This window comes from Wolbachia endosymbiont (group A) of Anomoia purmunda, from assembly GCF_947251545.1.
Classification (GTDB): domain Bacteria; phylum Pseudomonadota; class Alphaproteobacteria; order Rickettsiales; family Anaplasmataceae; genus Wolbachia.
Window position 1 is genome coordinate 154,971 of record NZ_OX366362.1, and the last position, 18,099, is coordinate 173,069.

Here is an 18,099-nt window from a genome sequence, read left to right on the forward strand (position 1 = left end):
TGATGGTTTGTTCTTAACTATAAGTAAAAAATCACTTTTATGAAATTAAAATTTATAATAAGATAAATCTATAAATATACTATCTTACTTAATATGAGGGAATAATATGACAATTGAGAAGACACTTTCGATATTAAAACCTGATGCAGTAAAAAATAATATTACAGGCAAGATAAATTCATACATTGAAAGCTCTGGGCTGAAAATCACAGCACAAAAAATGATGTTACTGACAAAAAAACAAGCAGGGCTATTTTATGAAATTCATAAAGATAGGCCTTTTTTTGGGGAATTGGTAGAGTTTATGACTTCTGGTTCTGTGATAGTTCAAGTTTTAGTTGGTGAAAATGCAGTAAGTAAATACAGACAAATCATGGGAGCTACCGATCCAAAGCAGGCAGATAAAGGCACAATCAGGGGTGATTTTGCTGATGATATTAGTGAAAATAGAGTTCACGGCTCGGATAGTCTAGAAAATGCTCGTAAGGAGATAGCTTTCTTTTTTGCTGAATGTGAGTTGGTGTAGTTCATTCAACTCAGATTTTCCTATATATAACTAAATTTTCTGGATCCTATGTCAAGCATACATCTGTACGAACGTTGTAATTAGCAGGTGGCAAATCCAAGTAGCTGACAACATAGAAACGAAAAAACTTACTTGACACCCTTCGCCAGTCCCCTTATCATGAAACTGAAGCTATTTCATTTAACTTCGCAATCTGTGCAGATTAAAACGACAAGAAAATTTGTATTTGGCGTACTATGCTTAATTTTTTGCACTATGTGCACCCTATGTCTTTATAAAATTTCTAGGTTTTTACCTATACAAGCTGAAACGCGCTTATAAAGCGTTCAAGACATCACCCAACGTCAAATTTTAAAATAGAGAGTGAATAACTAGCTACCACGGGTTTTCTTTGCCTTTTTTTTCTGCCTAGTAAATTTCTTAAACATTCAAGCTAAGGTTAGTTGCACTTAAAAGCAGCTAAATTGCAGTGTTTAAGACTTAAAAAACGCCAAATACTGAAAATAGACAATGACCAGGGCTTCTTTTGCCTTTTTTCGTTTGGTAAATTTCTTAACGTTTGTAGCTAAAAGAGCCCAAGAGAGGTGTCATGCCAGTGCTCCTTTTTTTGTCATCCGAGTAGCCTCTATGATGTCATTCCAGCGCGTGACGCTGGAATCTAGTTCTTATTGTACATTTACTTGGTGTAGAGTTAAGTTTCCTGGATCCCAGTGTCTGGGGACTGGGATGACGAGAAAGGAGCACTGGAATGACATCATAGGGGCTACTTTCATGACATCATTAGACTTCTTTCAAAATTCATGTAGGGAGCTCAAAATTGTGAATTGCAGCAATCAAATTAAATCTTAAACCAAAACGTTTTCGTCGGTTTCTATACCTGTCCGAGATGATTTTAAACCTTTTCAATTACGTTTTCAACAATTGCCCTTTGGCTCATAAGTGCCCTGTTCTCTTTTTTTTGTTCTTTGCTTAACGGATTCTTTTTCGTTTTCCTGTGCGGTAATACAACATTTTTGTGTATCTTCTGCATTCCCCTGTAGCCGGCATCAGCTAAGATTTTAGTTTGCGGCAATACTGCTACCTTTGATTCTCTAAACATCCGTGTTTTCTACCATTCGAGAAAGATGTGCATATGACTTTTCTACTCTTCTTCTCTGTTACTATTTGTGTTTTTATAGTATGCCTTTTTTTCTTTCCAGAGTAGAAGGGCTTTTGCTTTTTTTTGGTCTCTCTACTGGCGTTTCAGTTCCGTCTATTACTAAAACTTCATATTCTACATCACTCTTTAATAGCTCTTTTTTTCCTGGTAATGCAAAATCTGGATGTTTTATTAATATGTCTTCTACCCATCTTATTATTTTAAAACTGTTACTTTCACTCATGCCATAGCTTTGCCCAATATGAAAATATGTACGATATTCTCTTATATATTCCAGTGCCATAAGTAGCCTGTCTTCTATGCAAAGTTTACTTTTTCTTCCACTTCTAGCTTTTTTTCTTTTATCCTCCACTTCTAGAATTTCTACCATTCGCTCAAATGTTGCTTTTTTTACCCCTGTTAAACGTCGAAACTTTTCTCCTTCTAACTTTTCTATTTCCTTATATTTCATGCTTTCAAATACTTCATCTTACACTCCCTCTAACAATTTTGAAAGAAGTCTAATATTTTGAAGTACATATAAATAACTAGTTAACTACGGGGCTTCTTTTGCCTTTTTTTTTATTTGGTAAATTTCTTAATATTTATATGGAAGGTGTCATTCCAGCGCGTGACGCTGGAATTTAGAAAAAAGAAAATGGATCCCAGTGTCACGCACTGGGATGACAAAAAAGGAGCACTAGGATGACAGGAGAAGGAGGCTACCTTCATGACATTATCATAAAGTAAAATGAGATCCCAGTGTCTGGGCACTCGGATGACACCCTCTTGGTATTCGTGTAGTTGTCTAGTTATAAATCACTCACAATTGATATACTCGAATTATTTTCAGTAAATAAATCAAGCATAATGTTAGGTATTCTACCATCAACTATGTGAACAACTCCAGCACATTCCTCTACCATTTTAGTATATGCCATAAGCCTTTGAATAAATTTTTCTCCTTGAATTTTGCCACAATCAATCGATGCATTTAAATTTTTAACAGATATCTTCCTGCCACCAATTTTATCTATTTCTTCACCTGTATCGCTAAAGGTTATCATTTTAGATGCAGAAACTGCAATTGCAATTGCGCTTGCAGTGCTATCGGCATCGATATGATATGTTTCCCCATCTTTTCCATGACCAATTGGTGCAATAACTGGTATAAAATCTGATTCTTCAATAAAAAATAATATATCAGGATTGATTTCAGTGGGCCTACCGATGAACCCCATGTCTAGTATTTTTTCGATGTTATTTGATCTGTCTTCCTTAAGCGTAGTGCTTATCTTTTCAGCTTTTATTAAGTTGCCGTCTTTTCCACATAATCCAATAGCTGAACCACCAGCAGAATTTATATGCTGAACAATTTTTTTATTAACTGAACCACACAGTGCCATTTCAATGATTTTCATAGTATCTTTGTCTGTAAGTCTGATACCATTCACAAACTTACTGTCCATACCCAACATTTTTAACACTGAGTTAATTTCATATTCTCCGTCATGAACTATCACCGGATTTATACCAAGCTGCTTTAATAAGACAACATTATGCACAAAAGTATTAAATAGTGTTTCATCTGAGATCGTTATTCCGCTGCATTTAATGACAAAAGTTTCGCCCACAAAGCTAGGTATGTTAGATAACACTTCAAGTAATATTTCTACTTTTTGTTCAAATGATACTTCACCCTTTAAAAATTCACTACTCTTCATTTTTTTATCTTGTAAACTTGAAAAACTCATCTCTTACCTTGGTTATTTTATGCTTAACACGGGTGCTTATTTGATGAATTGACACATTTTCATTATTAATCCATTTTTGAATATCTTCTATAACAGCACCTAAGCTTTTTTGACTTACTTTATCTATTTTTGTTAGCACAACGTTAAAGTTAATATTATTATATATTAACCAATAAATGAAGTCTTTGTCTATTTCTTTTAATCCTACCTTGCTATCTATCAACACAAACACTCTTCTTAGATTTTCTCTTTGAATTAGATAATACTCAATTAAGTTTAAATATTGTATAATTTCCTCCTTGCCTGCATGAGAGTAGCCATACCCTGGTAGGTCAACAAGTCTAAACTTATCATCGTACATAGAGTAAAAATTTATTTGTCTAGTGCATCCAGGTTTAGAAGAAACTCTGGCAGCTTTTTTGCTGTTTATCAGTAAGTTGATCAGACTGGATTTTCCTACATTTGATCTACCAGCAAACGCAATCTCTAGAGCCGACTCATTTGGTAATGATTTTATGTCCGAAGCTCCAAATATGAAATTGCAGTTTGATGTTATCTGTCTTGCCATTATATTCAAGTAGAAGGTATATTATAGTGTTATTGCTTGATATAAGAAATTTTTTATTTCAGTATATATTACTTAAACAGTTAAAATACTAGATCTGTGCTATATGAATATAGAGAATAATTTACAAGACTTAAAGAAAAAATTTAATGATATAGAGAGGAACTTGGAAAATCCTACCAATTTAAGTCAAAAAGAATTCATTACCCTTTCAAAGGAATACTCTGAGCTCAGACCAATCATCAAGATAATTGATGAATATAACACGCTGAAAGAGGAAATTTCAGACTTAGAAGAAATAATGAAAGATGAAAACAGCGAAGGTGATATAAAAGAGTTAGCAAAAGAAGAATTTTTCGAAAAGCACAAGGTGTTATTACCAAAAGTAAAAGCAAAACTAAAGTTAGCATTATTGCCCAAAGATGAAGATGACTCAAGAAATGCAATATTAGAAATTAGAGCAGGCACAGGCGGAGAAGAAGCAGCATTATTTGCAGCAATGTTATTTCGTATGTATCAAAAATATGCAGAAAGAAGAAATTGGAAGTTCGAGCCAATAAGCATTTCTAATACAGGTATAGGTGGCTATAAGGAAGCTTCTGCACTCATTAATGGAACAGAAGTTTTTGCAAGGTTGAAATTTGAATCAGGAGTGCACAGAGTACAGAGAGTGCCAGAAACTGAATCTTCAGGAAGGTTGCATACCTCCGCAGCTACTGTTGCGATATTACCTGAAGTAGAAGAGGTTGACTTTAAAATAGAAGAAAAAGACTTACGCATAGATGTTTATAGATCCAGTGGTCCTGGAGGGCAATCAGTGAATACAACTGACAGCGCAGTAAGGGTCACCCACTTGCCAACAGGGATAGTTGTAATACAGCAAGATGAAAAATCGCAGCACAAAAATAAAGCTAAAGCGCTCAAAGTATTGAGGGCAAGGCTATATGAAATTGAAAGACAAAAAAAAGAAATGGAAAGGTCAACAATGAGGAAAAGCCAAATTGGCTCTGGTGATCGTTCCGAGCGCATAAGAACATATAACTTTCCACAATCAAGAATAACAGATCATAGAATTAATCTAACTTCACATCGGTTAGAGCAGATTATAAAAGAAGGTGAACTAGATGAATTTATTGAGGCATTAATCTCACGTAATGAAGCAGAAAGATTGGCAGGAGAGAGTTAAAATTGACTAAAAATCTAATTAGATCACCTTGTCTATCTTATTCTACCACTCCGCTGAACGGATACTAACATGGAAACAAAGGGCCTTTTCATAATCTCCTATCTATCGTTTCTTAAACCACTCTGCTGAACGGATACCAAATTTGTTATCACCAGAATGGGCTAAGTGCACCTAAATTTAAATTAAGAAATCTTAGTCAAATCCACTATCTCCGAATAAATGCATCCTCTTACTTTTTCAACTATCGGTTCTATGATATAGTGATTTACTTTCTCAGCTATAGGCATTATTACATAATTCGTTGCAGAGAAGCTTATAACTGGTACTATACCCCGATTATTCCTAGCATTAAAGCTCCTGACACCATTGCACCAGGCAAAGTAGCATTTGCAGCTATACTAGCAACAACTCTGATTGCAGCACTAGTGGCCCAGAAGCTCAAAAAAAACAAAACTACTCCACAATAGCCATTACCAAATTTAGATAACATTTCTTCGTGCACTTTTTTTGGTCTACCGGCGAGTACAAGATTACTTGCAACAAACACTATTGGCCCTACTAAAGACCCACAGAAAAGAACTTCTACTACTCGAAGTGATAAAGTTACAGAACCTAATCTAGAACCTACAGAAGCCCCCGATGTACTACCTACTATTGCTAAGAGCACATGAAACAATATAAATTCCTTATTTTCTTTAAGTTTTTCATATTTCTTAAGCTCTTCATATTTTTTAAGCTCTTCACGTTTTTTAAGGTTTTCACGTTCTGTATACATATTACCCCCATATTCAGTTATAAGTTAAGTATTAACATTTTGCCTAACTTGCAAGACTTTTTATATCAATCTGATTCCAAAACAGCAAAATTGTTGTATAATATTATTTTGAGGTTTTATTTTCAATGCACAAGTTTGCAATACTCTTTTCTATACTGCTTGCAATAGTTGCTTACTATTTAAACAGTGAGATTATATTTGAAATAGCAAAGCTATTTAGTGATATCTTTATCAGCTTGCTCAAATTAATAAGTTTACCTCTGGTTTTTTTATCCATAGTTTCCACAATTTCCGGGCTCAAAGACTCAATTGAAATCAAAGTCTTAGTTAAGAAAACACTATTTTATACTCTGCTTACAACTATTATAGCTGCGTTTGTTGCATTATCGTTTTATTTGTTAATAGATCCAGCAAGAAAAAATTTCATAAATAATACAATAGGGAGTATTAACAGCAATAACCACAGTTATTTTTCATATTTAAAATCACTCATTCCTTCGAATTTTGTGCAAGTTTTTCTTGAAAGTAATATGATTGGTAGCATATTAATCGCTTTCTTGATGGGTGGAGCTATTATTTCACTCCCAAAAGAAAAACAGGATATATTATACCAAGTATTCTCTGCGCTTTTCGATACGTTACTTAAAATTGCTCAAGGATTATTAAAATTTATTCCGCTTGCTGTTTGGTCTTTTATTACATGTTTTTTGCATGAATTAAAAGGCGGTAGTGAGTTCTACAATCTTTTATGGTATTTTGTTTGCATAATGTCTGCAAATTTTGTGCAGGCATTTCTGATTTTACCGCTACTTATGTGGTATAAAGGCATATCACCAATTCAAACGCTGAAAGGGGTTATGCAGGCACTCACACTTGCGTTTTTTTCTAAATCATCCAGTGCAACGCTGCCCACAACCATAGACTGTGTGCAGAACAAGCTAAAGGTGCCAAAGAAATTATCGTCTTTTATTTTACCAATATGCACAACAATTAATATGAATGCATGTGCTGCATTTATACTAATCACTGTAATGTTTGTTGCAGAAATGAACGGATACGTATTTTCCTTAAGCGAAATGTTGATATGGATTTTTTTAGCTACAGGGGCTGCAATTGGTAACGCTGGAGTGCCGATGGGGTGCTATTTTATGGCAACCAGTTATCTCATGTCGATGAATGTTCCTCTGCATATTATGGGACTGATTTTGCCTATTTATACAATCATCGATATGTTTGAAACTGCAATAAATGTGTGGTCTGATATTTGTATCACTCAGATAATTAATAAAGAATGTAATAGTGAAACTTAAAAAATGATATTAGACGAAAATAACCTAATAATAAAAGAATTTAAAGAAGCAGAAGCAATTTTGTATGGGCATTTTGTTTTATCATCCAGGCTGCATAGTGACACATACATACAGTGTGCGAAGATTTTTGAAAATCCAAGCAGAGCCATGAAAGTTTGCGCATTATTAGCAGATAAAATAAAAAAAGAATTAAATAGCTCCATAGATTTAATATTATCTCCTGCAATTGGTGGAATAATTGTGGGTTATGAGATTGGCAGGCAGCTTGGAATAAAGACAATGTTTTGCGAGCGCGTTAATGGCAAGTTTGAATTACGCCGTGGATTTGAAATTAAAAAAGGTGAGAAAATATTACTTATCGAGGATGTGATAACCACAGGCAAATCTTCACTTGAAGCAGTGGAATGTGCAGAAGGGGAAGGAGGTAAAGTTGTTGCTGAAGCTTCTTTGATAAAGAGAAATAGTGAAACAAAACTGCCTTTTCCTGTCATATCTTTGATTGAACTGAACATCAAAAACTACAGCGAGGAAGAACTTCCAAGTGAATTAAAACAACTACCCATAACAAAACCTGGAAGTAGGGAATATTTAACAAAGTAATCCTATAATATCTTGGAAACACAGCACAGCTTTAGTTATTTACTCTAAGTGTATTTTATGTATACTTATTGCTAAATTAATTTTGAAATGATAGAAAATGAACGAATTTAAATCGATCCGAAATATAGCAATAATCGCACACGTTGACCACGGTAAAACTACTTTACTTGATAACATGTTAAAACAAAGTGGCACGTTCCGCGAGAATCAAGAAGTTCAAGAACGAGTGATGGATAGTGGTGATCAAGAGCGTGAACGCGGAATTACAATACTTGCAAAATGTACATCAATAATGTGGGGCGATGAAAAGATCAATATTATTGATACGCCAGGGCACGCGGACTTTGGTGGGGAAGTGGAAAGGGTGTTGTGCATGGCAGATGGTGTGTTGCTGTTGGTTGACGCTGCAGAAGGTCCCATGCCACAAACAAAATTTGTGCTCTCAAAAGCACTAAAAGCAAATTTGAAGCCAATTGTGATAATCAATAAGGTCGACCGACCAGACAGCAGAATTGATGAAGTATTAAATGAAATATATGAGTTATTTTTTAACCTTGATGCAACCAACGAGCAGCTAGATTTTCCAGTGTTGTATGCTTCAGGTAGAAATGGCTGGTGTGCTAAGGAGCTTTCTGATGAAAGAAAAGATTTAAGCCCATTATTTTCAACGGTTATAGATTATATAAAACCTTCTGTTTATGATCAAAATGCACCTTTTGCTATGTTGGTCACTCTACTTGAGTCTGATAAGTTTCTTGGCAGAATATTGACAGGAAAGGTTTATCAGGGCGTTGCAAAAGTCAATTCAGATCTTAAGGTGCTTGACCTCGATGGTAAAGTAATTGAACGAGGAAGATTAACTAAATTGCTCTCATTTTCTGGCTTGAAACGTATTCCAGTAGAACAAGCTGTGGCGGGAGACATAATTGCAATTGCAGGACTTGAGGAAGCTTCGGTTTCAGATACTATAGCGGCGCCAGAAGTTACAACTGCAGTAAGCTCAACTCCAGTTGATCCGCCGACAATGGCGATTACTCTGAGCGTTAATGATTCACCTTTTGCTGGGCAAGAAGGTACAAAGCTTACTTCAACTGCTATAAAGGATCGTTTATATGCGGAAGCAGAAACAAATGTTGCAATTACTGTGACTTTGGCACCAAGCGGTGAAGCATTTGAAGTAGGTGGACGTGGTGAGTTGCAGCTTGGAGTGTTAATTGAAAATATGAGGAGAGAAGGTTTTGAGCTTTCGGTATCACGCCCTCGCGTGTTATTTAAAGAAGAAGGCGGTAAAAAACTTGAACCTATAGAGGAAGTAGTAATTGATGTAGATGATGAATATAGTGGAATCATCATGGAAAAACTCAGCTTCCGAAAAGGTGAAGTGACTGACATGAGACCTTCTGGTAATGGCAGGACAAGATTAACGTTTTTAGTGCCATCAAGAGGATTAATTGGTTATCAAGGAGAGTTTTTAACTGATTCTCGGGGCACAGGCATAATTAACCGTTTATTTCACAGTTATGCTCCACATAGAGGTCCAATTTCTGGAAGGCGCAATGGAGTTTTAATTTCTACAGATAAGGGTGAGGCTGTGGCGTATGCAATTTTCAATTTGCAAGACAGGGGAATTATGTTTATCAAGCCACAGGATAAGGTATATTGTGGCATGGTTGTCGGCCAGCATAGCCGTGACAATGATTTGGAGATAAACGTGCTAAAAGGTAAGCAATTAACAAACGTAAGAGCTTCAGGTAGTGATGAAGCCATAAAACTCACTCCTCCAAAGATAATGACACTGGAGGATATGATAGCGTATATAGATGATGATGAATTGGTGGAAGTAACTCCAAAATCTATACGTTTACGCAAGAAATTCCTTGATCCAAATGAACGTAAGCGTGCAGGAAGGGCAAAGAATAAGGAGTAATCAGAGGTTGAACATTTGCGAAAAATAGTGTATAATTATTCGTCTCCTAATTGTATTTAATTATGGCCTTTTCAAAATTTCTTGATCCAAAAAACAATTTCGCGTTCAAGAGAATATTTGGTACTGAGAAAAATAAAGACATTCTTGTTCATTTTCTCAATGATATTCTAGGTCTCACTGGTGAAGCTGAAATAAAGGATGTAGACTTTCTAAGTCCCATTCAAAAGCCTGAAATTGCCGCTAAAAAGGAGAGTATTGTCGATGTACTCTGTAGAGATTCTACAGGTGTTCAAACGATTGTTGAGATGCAGGTTGCTAGAACCACTGGCTTCGAAAAACGCGCGCAGTACTATGCCGCTAAAGCTTATTCAAGCCAAGCTAATGTAGGTGGCCAATATCAAGATCTTAAAGAAGTTATTTTTATTGCTATTACTGATTTTGTTCTATTTCCCGATCAACCAGAGTACAAATCCGATCACGTTACTCTTGATAAGAAAACCTTTGAACATGACCTAAAGGATTTTAGTTTTACTTTCATAGAGCTACCGAAATTTCCAAAAACAAAAGAGGATCAATTAGAAAATATAGTTGAAAAGTGGTGCTATTTCTTTAAGTATGCAAGTGAAACTAGTGAAGAGGATCTAAAAAAAGTGGTAGGAAGTGATGTAATTATTGGCAAGGCTTATAATGAGTTGAATCGATATAATTGGAGTGAAGAAGAGCGTTTTACTTATGATCAAGATAAGAAACGTGAGGATGATAATTTATCCTGCATCATGCAAAGTAGAATTGAAGGAAAGATTGAAGGAAAAATTGAAGTTGCAAAAAACTTACTTAAAGCTGGCATCTCTATTGATATTATCTCTCAGACAACCAGCCTTCCTCAAGCTAAAATTGAACAACTTCAGGAAGAAATTGCCTAAAAGGATTGTTGGTTTTTGAATTTATTTCGTGTAACATTGTCGCAATGATACCCTTCCTGGCGCATCAAACAACAGAGGTCTAATGATCAACAAAGAAATTGTAAGAGAGAGCTTAAAAAAAGTCATAGAGCAAAAAAGCGGTAAAGATGTGATCGCTCTTGGCATAATATCCTCAATTATTATTAAAGGTCGAGATGTTGGTTTTGCGCTTGAAGTTGCCGGTAACACACAAGCAAACGAAGAATTAAGAAGAAATTGTGAGCAAGCTGTTAAAGCTATACCGGGGGTGACAAAAGTGACCGTGGTTGCTACTGGTCAAAAACAAACTGGGCAACAAAAAGCTAAATTACATATCGAAGGAGTGAAAAATATAATCGTTGTGGCCTCTGGTAAAGGCGGTGTGGGCAAGTCCACAGTTGCGCTAAATCTTGCTCTCTCATTAGCAAAGTTGAAACATAAAGTTGCGCTGGTTGATGCAGATATATATGGTCCTTCAATTCCTAAAATGCTTGGCGCTGAAAAATTAAAGCCAGAAATACAGGATAGTAAAGCAATGCCTATAGAAAAGTATGGACTGCATACTATTTCAATTGGCTATTTTATCGATAAAGATCGTGCAGCAATATGGCGCGGACCTATGATTACAAAAGCACTTTATAATCTGCTAATGGGAACAAAATGGTCCGATATAGAGTATTTGATAGTTGATACACCACCTGGAACTGGCGATGTACATTTAAGTCTTATGGAAAATTTTAACTTAACTGGGGCGATAATAGTTTCAACTCCACAAGAGCTTGCTTTGATTGATGCACGCAAAATTTATGATATGTTTAAAAAGCTCAGCGTACCGGTTATTGGCATTGTAGAAAATATGAGCTATTTTACTCAAAGCGGCTCAAAAATATACATATTTGGAAAAGACGGCGCAAAAAAAATGTCTGAGGAGCTGGGCATCAAACTCCTAGGCAGAATTCCTCTGAATCCACAAATATGTCATGCTTCTGATTGTGGAAATCCTTTAATGCTAAGTGAAGATTTGGCAGAGATTTATGAAGGTATTGCTAAAGATGTTATAGCTAAAGTGGCTTAGGTTTACCTACAATTTGAAAAACCATCATTCCGCTACTCGTTAGCGGAATCTATACCGCGAATGAATCCACAACTGTATGAACATTGTGATTTGGGCCTACCAGAATTCGCGTCAGAAGGGTGTCATCCCAGTGCTTGACACTGGGATCCAGCATTTCCATAATCATCAAAACGTTGTATTTTAGCATAAAACTGCTACTTTTATGCTTACCAACTTAATAAAATTCCTGGATCCCAGTGTCAAGCACTGGGATGACAACCTACTTAACCGTCATACCGCGATTCATTCCACAACTGTACGAACGTTGCAATGTGACACGATGTTGCATAATAAATGATGTCATTCCAGTGCTTGACACTGGAATCCAGTTCTTATTATACAGCTATCTGGTGTACTTATTTAAAATTAAGTTTTCTGGATCTCAGTGCCAAAGCACTGGGATGACACCCTTCCTGGCGGAGATTATTCTCAAATCACAATGTTCGTACAGTTGTGGAATGAATTGCGGTATGACTTAGGAAAACCTTAGCTATAGCTTTAGAACTCCCAAAAGGTCAGGAGCATTGAATGACTTGACAGAAAGTTCAAACCCATATAAAATATTCTTATATGTTAGATATAGTATCAATTGCCTCAGATCATGCTGGTTATGAATTAAAATCAGAAATAAAACCTTACCTGGAAGCCATGGGTTATAGAGTGGTAGATCAAGGCTGCACTGCTAAGCAAAAGTGTGTAGATTACCCAGACTATGCTGTTAAAGTTGTAGAAGATATAACAAGCAAAAAAGCAAATTATGGGATATTAATTTGTGGTACAGGTTTGGGCATGAGTACTGTGGCAAATCGTTTTGAAGGAATCTACGCTGCTTTATGTAACAGTGTTGAGATCGCAAAATTAGCTCGCGAGCATGGCAACGCAAATGTACTGTGTCTTGGTGCAGGGTTTACTGCGAGTGGATTAGCAAAAGACATAGTCAAACAATTCCTCGAAACAGAATTTTCAAAAGAAAGCAGACATAAAAAACGCCTTAATAAACTCAGCAATATAACCTCTAAGAAAAAAAAAACAAAAACTTATAACAAAGATGAAATATCAAAATTCGCTAAAATGGCAGGTCAGTGGTGGGATGAGAACGGCAAATTCAAACCATTGCACATGATGAATCCTGTTAGAGTATCTTACATTATTGAGAAAATAAAAGAGTTAAAAAAATGCAATTTAAAAGAATTATCATTGCTTGATGTTGGATGCGGTGGCGGCATTTTGTCAGAGTCAATGGCACGCGTTGGCATTAACGTTGTGGGAATAGATGTATGTGAAGAAAACATAAAAGTAGCGCGTTCACATGCGAAAAAAGTAGGGTTAAATATAGAATATATACACACCAGTATTGAAGAGCTAAGCAATGACAAGAAGTACGACGTGGTTCTGCTGATGGAAGTAGTTGAACATGTGGATAATTTAGAGCTTTTCATGAAGAAAGCAATAGAACTGCTAAAACCGGAGGGGTTAATCTTTATATCCACAATAAATAGAACTATTAAATCCTTTTGTCTTGCAATAATTGGTGCAGAGTACATATTAAATTGGCTGCCAAAAGGTACACATAACTGGAATAAATTTCTCAAGCCGTCAGAAATTGCAAATTACTTAAGAGAAAATAATGTAACGCTGCAAAACATGGCTGGCATGGAGTACAACGTAATAAAGCGTGAGTGGAATCTAACTAAAGGAGTAGACGTTAATTATATACTTTGTGGAAACATTGTAGTTTGAGACGGTTCTAATGTCATCCGAGTAGCTTGACTACTTGGATCCAAGACGGTGTCATTCCAGTGCTTGACACTGGAATCCAGTTTTTTCATAATCATCAAAACGTAGTATTTTAACATAAAACGGCTACTTTTATGCTTACCAACTTAGCTGGATCCCAGTGTCAGCTACTCGGATGACAACCTCATGCTACTGGGATTAGCTATTCTGGTGACAGTAAGATTTATAGAATTACAGAGAGTTTTACACAGGTCTGTACAGAAAGATTGATTTCTCTTGCCAACATAAGTAGCATTAGAACTCTAGGTACTTAAGTATGGATAAATCTGAGAACTTTTACATCACCACGCCAGTATATTACGTAAACGATAAGCCGCATATCGGTCATGCATACACTTCTCTCTTGTGTGACGTGGTGGCAAGGTTCATGAAACTAGCTGGGAAAAATGTCAAATTTACCACCGGTACAGATGAACATGGACAAAAAATAGAAAAAGCAGCTAAAGCAAAGGAAATGCAGCCAAAAGAATTTACGGATAAAGTGAGCGTTTCATTTAAAGAATTAGATAAGTTCATGAATTTTGAGTATGACGATTTTATTCGCACTACGGAGGAACGTCACAAAAAAGCAGTGGTAGCTTTATGGAATAGGCTTGAAGACAGAGGACAAATATATTTGGATTCCTATTCGGGTTGGTATTCAGTTCGTGATGAAGCATTTTATCAGGAGTCAGAGCTGATAGATGGCAAAGCACCAACAGGCGCAGAAGTTCAGTGGATAAAAGAAGAGAGCTACTTTTTTCGCTTGTCAAACTGGCAAGACAAATTACTGGAACTCTATAAAAATCAACCAAATTTTATCTTTCCTGAGAGCAGAAAAAATGAAGTGGTATCGTTTGTAAGATCAGGGCTCATTGACCTCTCAATCTCTCGCACTAGTTTTAACTGGGGAATAAAAGTACCAGGTAATGACAAACACGTAATCTATGTCTGGATAGATGCATTAACCAATTATCTTACATCAATAGGTTTCCCTAGCACAGAAGATGAAGGATATAAGAAGTTTTGGGCAAGTGACAGCTCTTTCAACGTTCATGTAATCGGCAAAGACATATTGCGCTTTCATGCTGTATATTGGCCAGCGATTCTCCTTGCAGCAGACCTGCCACTGCCAAAACAAATTGCAGTTCATGGTTGGTGGTTGAACGAGGGAGAAAAAATATCCAAGTCTCTTGGTAATGTCATAGATCCAATTGGCCTCGCTCAAGAGTTTGGTGTTGATCAGCTACGCTATTTTCTCCTCAGGGAAGCAAGCTTCGGCCAAGATGGCAACTTTAGTAAGAAAAACATGATCAGCCGGATAAATTCAGAACTGGCAAACAACATAGGCAATTTAGTACAAAGAACAATTTCATTTTTACACAAGCAATGCTCTGGAATTGTACCAACAGTTGATCGAAATCTACTCAAAGATGATGAGAGTTTGCCAAATTGTAAGTCCATAATTGATCAAATCATGAATCATCTTGCAAGGTATGAATTTAACCAGATTATACTTCTAATTATCAACATCTCTTCTGAAGCCAATGCTTATATAGACAAAAGTGCACCCTGGACATTAAGCAAAACTGATAGAGAACGCATGAATTTAGTAATTTACAAGTTACTGGAATATATCAGGATAATTGGCACTTTATTGCAACCGATTGTTCCAAAGTCAGCAGAGATGATACTAAATCAACTGCAAATTCCGAAAGAACAACGAGATTTAAAATCTTTGTACGACACGTGCGTAAGTTCAGGCATTACGCTGCCTAAACCTACGCCGGTTTTTTTGAGGGTTGATACTTAAAAAACCCCTGGTAAACTATTAGGATAGGCTGAAGGATGGACCTCTCTCGTTAGTTTTTTCAAGTCAACAGAATCAAAAAAAGTACCTTGTTGTCTTGATGTGTTTATACCATTATCCACACTAGCGGAAGACAGATTAGCAAAAGTACTTTTATTATCACCATCCACAGAGCAAAGCTCACGTTCAGCATACTTATCTGTAGAAACAGTAACATTATCCGGAATAGTTGTTTGATTTGACCCAATAGTCTCGCTGATTCTCGCAGGTTCAGTGACATTTGGTTTAGCAAATTGGTAACTACTGTCTTTTACACTGCTATCTACAGTATCAACGCTACTATACCTTGCAACAGCTGTCTGATTTGACCCAATAGTCTCGCTGATTCTCGCAGGTTCAGTGACATTTGGTGTAGCAAATTGGTAACCACTGTCTTTTACACTGCTATCTACAGTATTAACGTGGTATTCATGAGAACCAAAAGGTATAAAACTACGTATGTATGACCATAGACCACTAGTTTCATTAGGATATACATCTTGACTAGGGCATGTACCAATATTGTACTTTTCTAAAGAAGTATAAGAATTAGCAGGACATGTGTCACTTGTATCAGTATTATCATACTTTGCTAAGGCAGTTTCAGGACTCTTTTCTATCTTACCATCATTAAGCCTTACATCCTTGCCTTTAGCTATAATGTCACTGAACAGTTCTTTGTACATCTCTGATGATATATTACCATTATTGCTGGGACATACATCATCATCTTTATAAGTAACACTTAACTGCGTATTGTGTGGTAATGAAGTATAATCACTTGCATAATAGTCTTGATTAGGGCATGTACCATCATTTGCATTAGCACTGACAGGAGTAATAGTATCACTAGGACATGTGCCACTTGTATCAACGTTACTATACCTTGCAACAGCTGTCTGAGAAGACCCAACAGTTTTACTACTCTCAGTATGAGTTACATTAGTATTAACGCGGTGTTCACGAGAACCAAAAGATATAAAACTACGTATGTATGACCATAGACTACTAGTTTTATTAGAACATACATCTTGACTAGGGCATGTACCAATATTGTACTTTTCTAAAGAAGTATAAGAATTAGCAGGACATGTGTCACTTGTATCAACGCTACTATGCCTTACAACAGATGTCTGATTTGACCCAATGGTCTCGCTGATTCTCGCAGGTTCAGTGACATTTGATGTAGCAAATTGGTAACCACTATTATTGCCTTCATAGAATAGATTGGAAAGAGTATCACCATCCATAATTTCTTCCGTAGTTTCTGATTTATGCAAATCCTTAGACCATTGAGGCTCATCTTCTTCAGATATACCGAAATTATTTTCGGCAAACTTTTTAGCATCAGCTAGTTTTTTGCTAGCCTCATAAATCTGACTTTGCTTAATCTGTTGATCAGTAGGTCTGTAATAAACAGATGATGAGTTCGAGATTGATGCGTCACTTTCAGTACCATTAGTAGAATTACCTGCTACATTAAATGAGTTGCCAGCAATACTCGATCCTCTATTGACATTGGTATATGTTATTCCTACTAATAACCCTACTCCTCCTGCTATCCAGCCTGCTGTTTTTAAGCTTGGAACCCAATTACGTGCTGACTCAGCTGATGGTATAATACCATAGACATCTTTCAAGCGACGCTCAGCAATATAAAAATACGCCCACTACTGTACGCTTCTTTTACAGTTGTACCTACTTCTTCACATGCTGTATATGCTTCAACGTGTTTTAACCTATTTCTAGCACTATCAACTGCTTTTGATAAATCGTAAATATCTGTAACATTTTTTAATTTATTTCCAGCACTACTAATTGTCCCTTTTACTGACTCAGTTGATGGCATAGTATCATAAACATTTTTAAATTTATTTCTAACACTATTAAATTTCCCTTTTACATACTCAACTGATGTGCCATAAGCATTTTCCATACCATTTCCAACACTGCTAGGAGCCCCTTTTGCTTGTGAAATAATGGCTTGCTCTTGAGTTTGTACTTCGACATCTCTCTTAGTAAGCTGCTGGTTTATGCTATCAAATTCTACCACATTACCTGGCTGAGAAGCATTAATCCTTGTGGTTGCAGCCAACTCATTTTTTATTCTAGAAATCTCCAGATTTTTCTCAGAAATAATTTTGTCTGCTTTATCTTTATCTTTTATCTCTTTTTCTTTCTCAGAATTTTTCCGCTTTTGAGCTTGTACTTCAACTTTTTCTTCATCAAGCTGATCCCTCAGGTTAGAAATATCAGTACTTTTCTCAGCTAGTTGAGCTTCTTTCTCAAAAATAGTTTTGTCTTTACCTTCTATCTCTTTTGCTTGATCAGCCAGTTGAGCATCTTTTTTAGAAATGGTTTTATTTTTGCTAATTACCACAGCTGAAAGTGCAATAGTTACAACAGAAAACACAGCATAACCAATAATAAATGGCAAGCCAACACTTAATGCTGCAACTGGAGCTAAGAAACCAATATAAGGAGCTGCAGCAAACACTCCAGATGCTAATAAAGTGAAAGTAGCCAGAGTTCCAGCTATATAATAGGGTACATTGTTTTTATTCATCATGATTATTCCTCACGTATTATAAAATATAATATCATTATAAAAGGATTTTTAAGAAATTGTCAAGCTATC

Annotated in this window: 17 protein-coding genes and 2 pseudogenes; 10 read left to right on the forward strand and 9 right to left on the reverse strand. The window is 36.1% G+C overall.

What is annotated here, in order from left to right; genetic code table 11:
• The first annotated feature begins 106 nt into the window (after positions 1 to 106).
• Positions 107 to 526, forward strand: coding sequence for a nucleoside-diphosphate kinase (ndk, locus tag OPR57_RS00750; protein ID WP_265036726.1), 420 nt, complete (start codon positions 107 to 109; stop codon positions 524 to 526).
• A gap of 510 nt (positions 527 to 1,036) precedes the next feature.
• The gene (locus OPR57_RS00755; protein WP_265036728.1) at positions 1,037 to 1,375 is read left to right on the forward strand and encodes a hypothetical protein; all 339 of its coding nucleotides are present in this window, start codon (positions 1,037 to 1,039) and stop codon (positions 1,373 to 1,375) included.
• Here OPR57_RS00755 and OPR57_RS00760 read toward each other — a convergent pair.
• The 4 genes and pseudogenes from OPR57_RS00760 to yihA form a co-directional block, all read right to left on the reverse strand.
• Positions 1,325 to 2,136: pseudogene (locus OPR57_RS00760) on the reverse strand (IS5 family transposase). The gene OPR57_RS00755 and the pseudogene OPR57_RS00760 sit on opposite strands and share 51 nt — an antisense overlap.
• Positions 2,137 to 2,246: 110 nt before the next feature.
• On the reverse strand, positions 2,247 to 2,396 hold the full coding sequence (locus OPR57_RS00765) for a hypothetical protein (protein WP_265036730.1): 150 nt from the start codon (positions 2,394 to 2,396) through the stop codon (positions 2,247 to 2,249).
• Between the two features lie 80 nt (positions 2,397 to 2,476).
• A complete protein-coding gene (argB, locus tag OPR57_RS00770; RefSeq protein ID WP_320157518.1) occupies positions 2,477 to 3,388 on the reverse strand; it encodes an acetylglutamate kinase in 912 nt (303 codons plus the stop codon).
• A gap of 4 nt (positions 3,389 to 3,392) precedes the next feature.
• Positions 3,393 to 3,986 (reverse strand): ribosome biogenesis GTP-binding protein YihA/YsxC, encoded by a 594-nt coding sequence (yihA, locus tag OPR57_RS00775; RefSeq protein ID WP_265036735.1) that lies wholly within the window; start codon positions 3,984 to 3,986, stop codon positions 3,393 to 3,395.
• 103 nt (positions 3,987 to 4,089) lie between these two features.
• Between yihA and prfA the strand changes: the two genes are divergently transcribed.
• Positions 4,090 to 5,169: a peptide chain release factor 1 gene (gene prfA, locus OPR57_RS00780; RefSeq protein WP_265036737.1), complete on the forward strand. Its 1,080-nt coding sequence runs from the start codon at positions 4,090 to 4,092 to the stop codon at positions 5,167 to 5,169.
• Positions 5,170 to 5,494: 325 nt separating this feature from the next.
• On the opposite strand, the gene OPR57_RS00785 is transcribed toward prfA, so the two are convergent.
• Entirely contained in the window at positions 5,495 to 5,944 is a 450-nt protein-coding gene (locus tag OPR57_RS00785; RefSeq protein ID WP_265036739.1) for a hypothetical protein, read from the reverse strand.
• Positions 5,945 to 6,069: 125 nt separating this feature from the next.
• Between OPR57_RS00785 and OPR57_RS00790 the strand changes: the two genes are divergently transcribed.
• The 5 genes from OPR57_RS00790 to OPR57_RS00810 all read left to right on the forward strand — a co-directional run bounded on the left by OPR57_RS00790 (position 6,070) and on the right by OPR57_RS00810 (position 11,797).
• Positions 6,070 to 7,254, forward strand: a complete 1,185-nt coding sequence (locus OPR57_RS00790) for a dicarboxylate/amino acid:cation symporter (protein ID WP_265036742.1) — start codon at positions 6,070 to 6,072, stop codon at positions 7,252 to 7,254.
• A gap of 3 nt (positions 7,255 to 7,257) precedes the next feature.
• On the forward strand, positions 7,258 to 7,854 hold the full coding sequence (gene pyrE, locus OPR57_RS00795; RefSeq protein ID WP_182365496.1) for an orotate phosphoribosyltransferase: 597 nt from the start codon (positions 7,258 to 7,260) through the stop codon (positions 7,852 to 7,854).
• A gap of 97 nt (positions 7,855 to 7,951) precedes the next feature.
• Positions 7,952 to 9,781 carry a translational GTPase TypA gene (gene typA / locus OPR57_RS00800; protein WP_151807730.1) on the forward strand — a complete coding sequence of 610 codons (1,830 nt, stop codon included), beginning with the start codon at positions 7,952 to 7,954 and terminating at the stop codon, positions 9,779 to 9,781.
• 62 nt (positions 9,782 to 9,843) lie between these two features.
• Positions 9,844 to 10,704: an Rpn family recombination-promoting nuclease/putative transposase gene (locus OPR57_RS00805; protein ID WP_265036746.1), complete on the forward strand. Its 861-nt coding sequence runs from the start codon at positions 9,844 to 9,846 to the stop codon at positions 10,702 to 10,704.
• 82 nt (positions 10,705 to 10,786) lie between these two features.
• Complete coding sequence (locus OPR57_RS00810; RefSeq protein ID WP_265036748.1) at positions 10,787 to 11,797, forward strand: Mrp/NBP35 family ATP-binding protein; 1,011 nt, start codon at positions 10,787 to 10,789, stop codon at positions 11,795 to 11,797.
• A gap of 268 nt (positions 11,798 to 12,065) precedes the next feature.
• On the opposite strand, the pseudogene OPR57_RS08130 reads toward OPR57_RS00810, so the two are convergent.
• Positions 12,066 to 12,218: pseudogene (locus OPR57_RS08130) on the reverse strand (WPE palindromic element domain-containing protein); the annotation flags it as partial.
• Between the two features lie 188 nt (positions 12,219 to 12,406).
• Here OPR57_RS08130 and ubiG point away from each other — a divergent pair.
• Positions 12,407 to 13,576, forward strand: coding sequence for a bifunctional 2-polyprenyl-6-hydroxyphenol methylase/3-demethylubiquinol 3-O-methyltransferase UbiG (gene ubiG, locus OPR57_RS00820; protein WP_265036752.1), 1,170 nt, complete (start codon positions 12,407 to 12,409; stop codon positions 13,574 to 13,576).
• Here the strand turns inward: ubiG and OPR57_RS00825 are convergent.
• Positions 13,546 to 13,692, reverse strand: coding sequence for a hypothetical protein (locus OPR57_RS00825; RefSeq protein WP_182319097.1), 147 nt, complete (start codon positions 13,690 to 13,692; stop codon positions 13,546 to 13,548). The genes ubiG and OPR57_RS00825 overlap by 31 nt on opposite strands.
• Before the next feature lie 197 nt (positions 13,693 to 13,889).
• On the opposite strand from OPR57_RS00825, the gene metG reads away from it, so the two are divergent.
• Positions 13,890 to 15,425 (forward strand): methionine--tRNA ligase, encoded by a 1,536-nt coding sequence (metG, locus tag OPR57_RS00830; protein ID WP_265036754.1) that lies wholly within the window; start codon positions 13,890 to 13,892, stop codon positions 15,423 to 15,425.
• On the opposite strand, the gene OPR57_RS00835 is transcribed toward metG, so the two are convergent.
• Together OPR57_RS00835 and OPR57_RS00840 are read right to left on the reverse strand one after the other, a co-directional pair.
• Positions 15,422 to 17,101: a hypothetical protein gene (locus OPR57_RS00835; RefSeq protein ID WP_265036756.1), complete on the reverse strand. Its 1,680-nt coding sequence runs from the start codon at positions 17,099 to 17,101 to the stop codon at positions 15,422 to 15,424. The genes metG and OPR57_RS00835 overlap by 4 nt on opposite strands.
• Positions 17,098 to 18,030, reverse strand: coding sequence for a hypothetical protein (locus tag OPR57_RS00840; protein WP_265036758.1), 933 nt, complete (start codon positions 18,028 to 18,030; stop codon positions 17,098 to 17,100). The genes OPR57_RS00835 and OPR57_RS00840 overlap by 4 nt, the downstream gene beginning before the upstream one ends.
• Between the last annotated feature and the right edge of the window lie 69 nt (positions 18,031 to 18,099).

Bases quoted from the DNA above. Each gene is read 5' to 3' on its own strand.
- OPR57_RS00810 (WP_265036748.1), top strand. From the start codon at position 10,787: ATGATCAACAAAGAAATTGTAAGAGAGAGCTTAAAAAAAGTCATAGAG.
- argB (WP_320157518.1), bottom strand. From the start codon at position 3,388: ATGAAGAGTAGTGAATTTTTAAAGGGTGAAGTATCATTTGAACAAAAA.
- OPR57_RS00805 (WP_265036746.1), top strand. From the start codon at position 9,844: ATGGCCTTTTCAAAATTTCTTGATCCAAAAAACAATTTCGCGTTCAAG.
- OPR57_RS00790 (WP_265036742.1), top strand. From the start codon at position 6,070: ATGCACAAGTTTGCAATACTCTTTTCTATACTGCTTGCAATAGTTGCT.
- OPR57_RS00765 (WP_265036730.1), bottom strand. From the start codon at position 2,396: ATGAAGGTAGCCTCCTTCTCCTGTCATCCTAGTGCTCCTTTTTTGTCA.
- ndk (WP_265036726.1), top strand. From the start codon at position 107: ATGACAATTGAGAAGACACTTTCGATATTAAAACCTGATGCAGTAAAA.
- OPR57_RS00785 (WP_265036739.1), bottom strand. From the start codon at position 5,944: ATGTATACAGAACGTGAAAACCTTAAAAAACGTGAAGAGCTTAAAAAA.
- yihA (WP_265036735.1), bottom strand. From the start codon at position 3,986: ATGGCAAGACAGATAACATCAAACTGCAATTTCATATTTGGAGCTTCG.
- pyrE (WP_182365496.1), top strand. From the start codon at position 7,258: ATGATATTAGACGAAAATAACCTAATAATAAAAGAATTTAAAGAAGCA.
- ubiG (WP_265036752.1), top strand. From the start codon at position 12,407: ATGTTAGATATAGTATCAATTGCCTCAGATCATGCTGGTTATGAATTA.
- prfA (WP_265036737.1), top strand. From the start codon at position 4,090: ATGAATATAGAGAATAATTTACAAGACTTAAAGAAAAAATTTAATGAT.
- OPR57_RS00755 (WP_265036728.1), top strand. From the start codon at position 1,037: ATGACCAGGGCTTCTTTTGCCTTTTTTCGTTTGGTAAATTTCTTAACG.
- metG (WP_265036754.1), top strand. From the start codon at position 13,890: ATGGATAAATCTGAGAACTTTTACATCACCACGCCAGTATATTACGTA.
- typA (WP_151807730.1), top strand. From the start codon at position 7,952: ATGAACGAATTTAAATCGATCCGAAATATAGCAATAATCGCACACGTT.
- OPR57_RS00840 (WP_265036758.1), bottom strand. From the start codon at position 18,030: ATGATGAATAAAAACAATGTACCCTATTATATAGCTGGAACTCTGGCT.
- OPR57_RS00825 (WP_182319097.1), bottom strand. From the start codon at position 13,692: ATGTTAAAATACTACGTTTTGATGATTATGAAAAAACTGGATTCCAGT.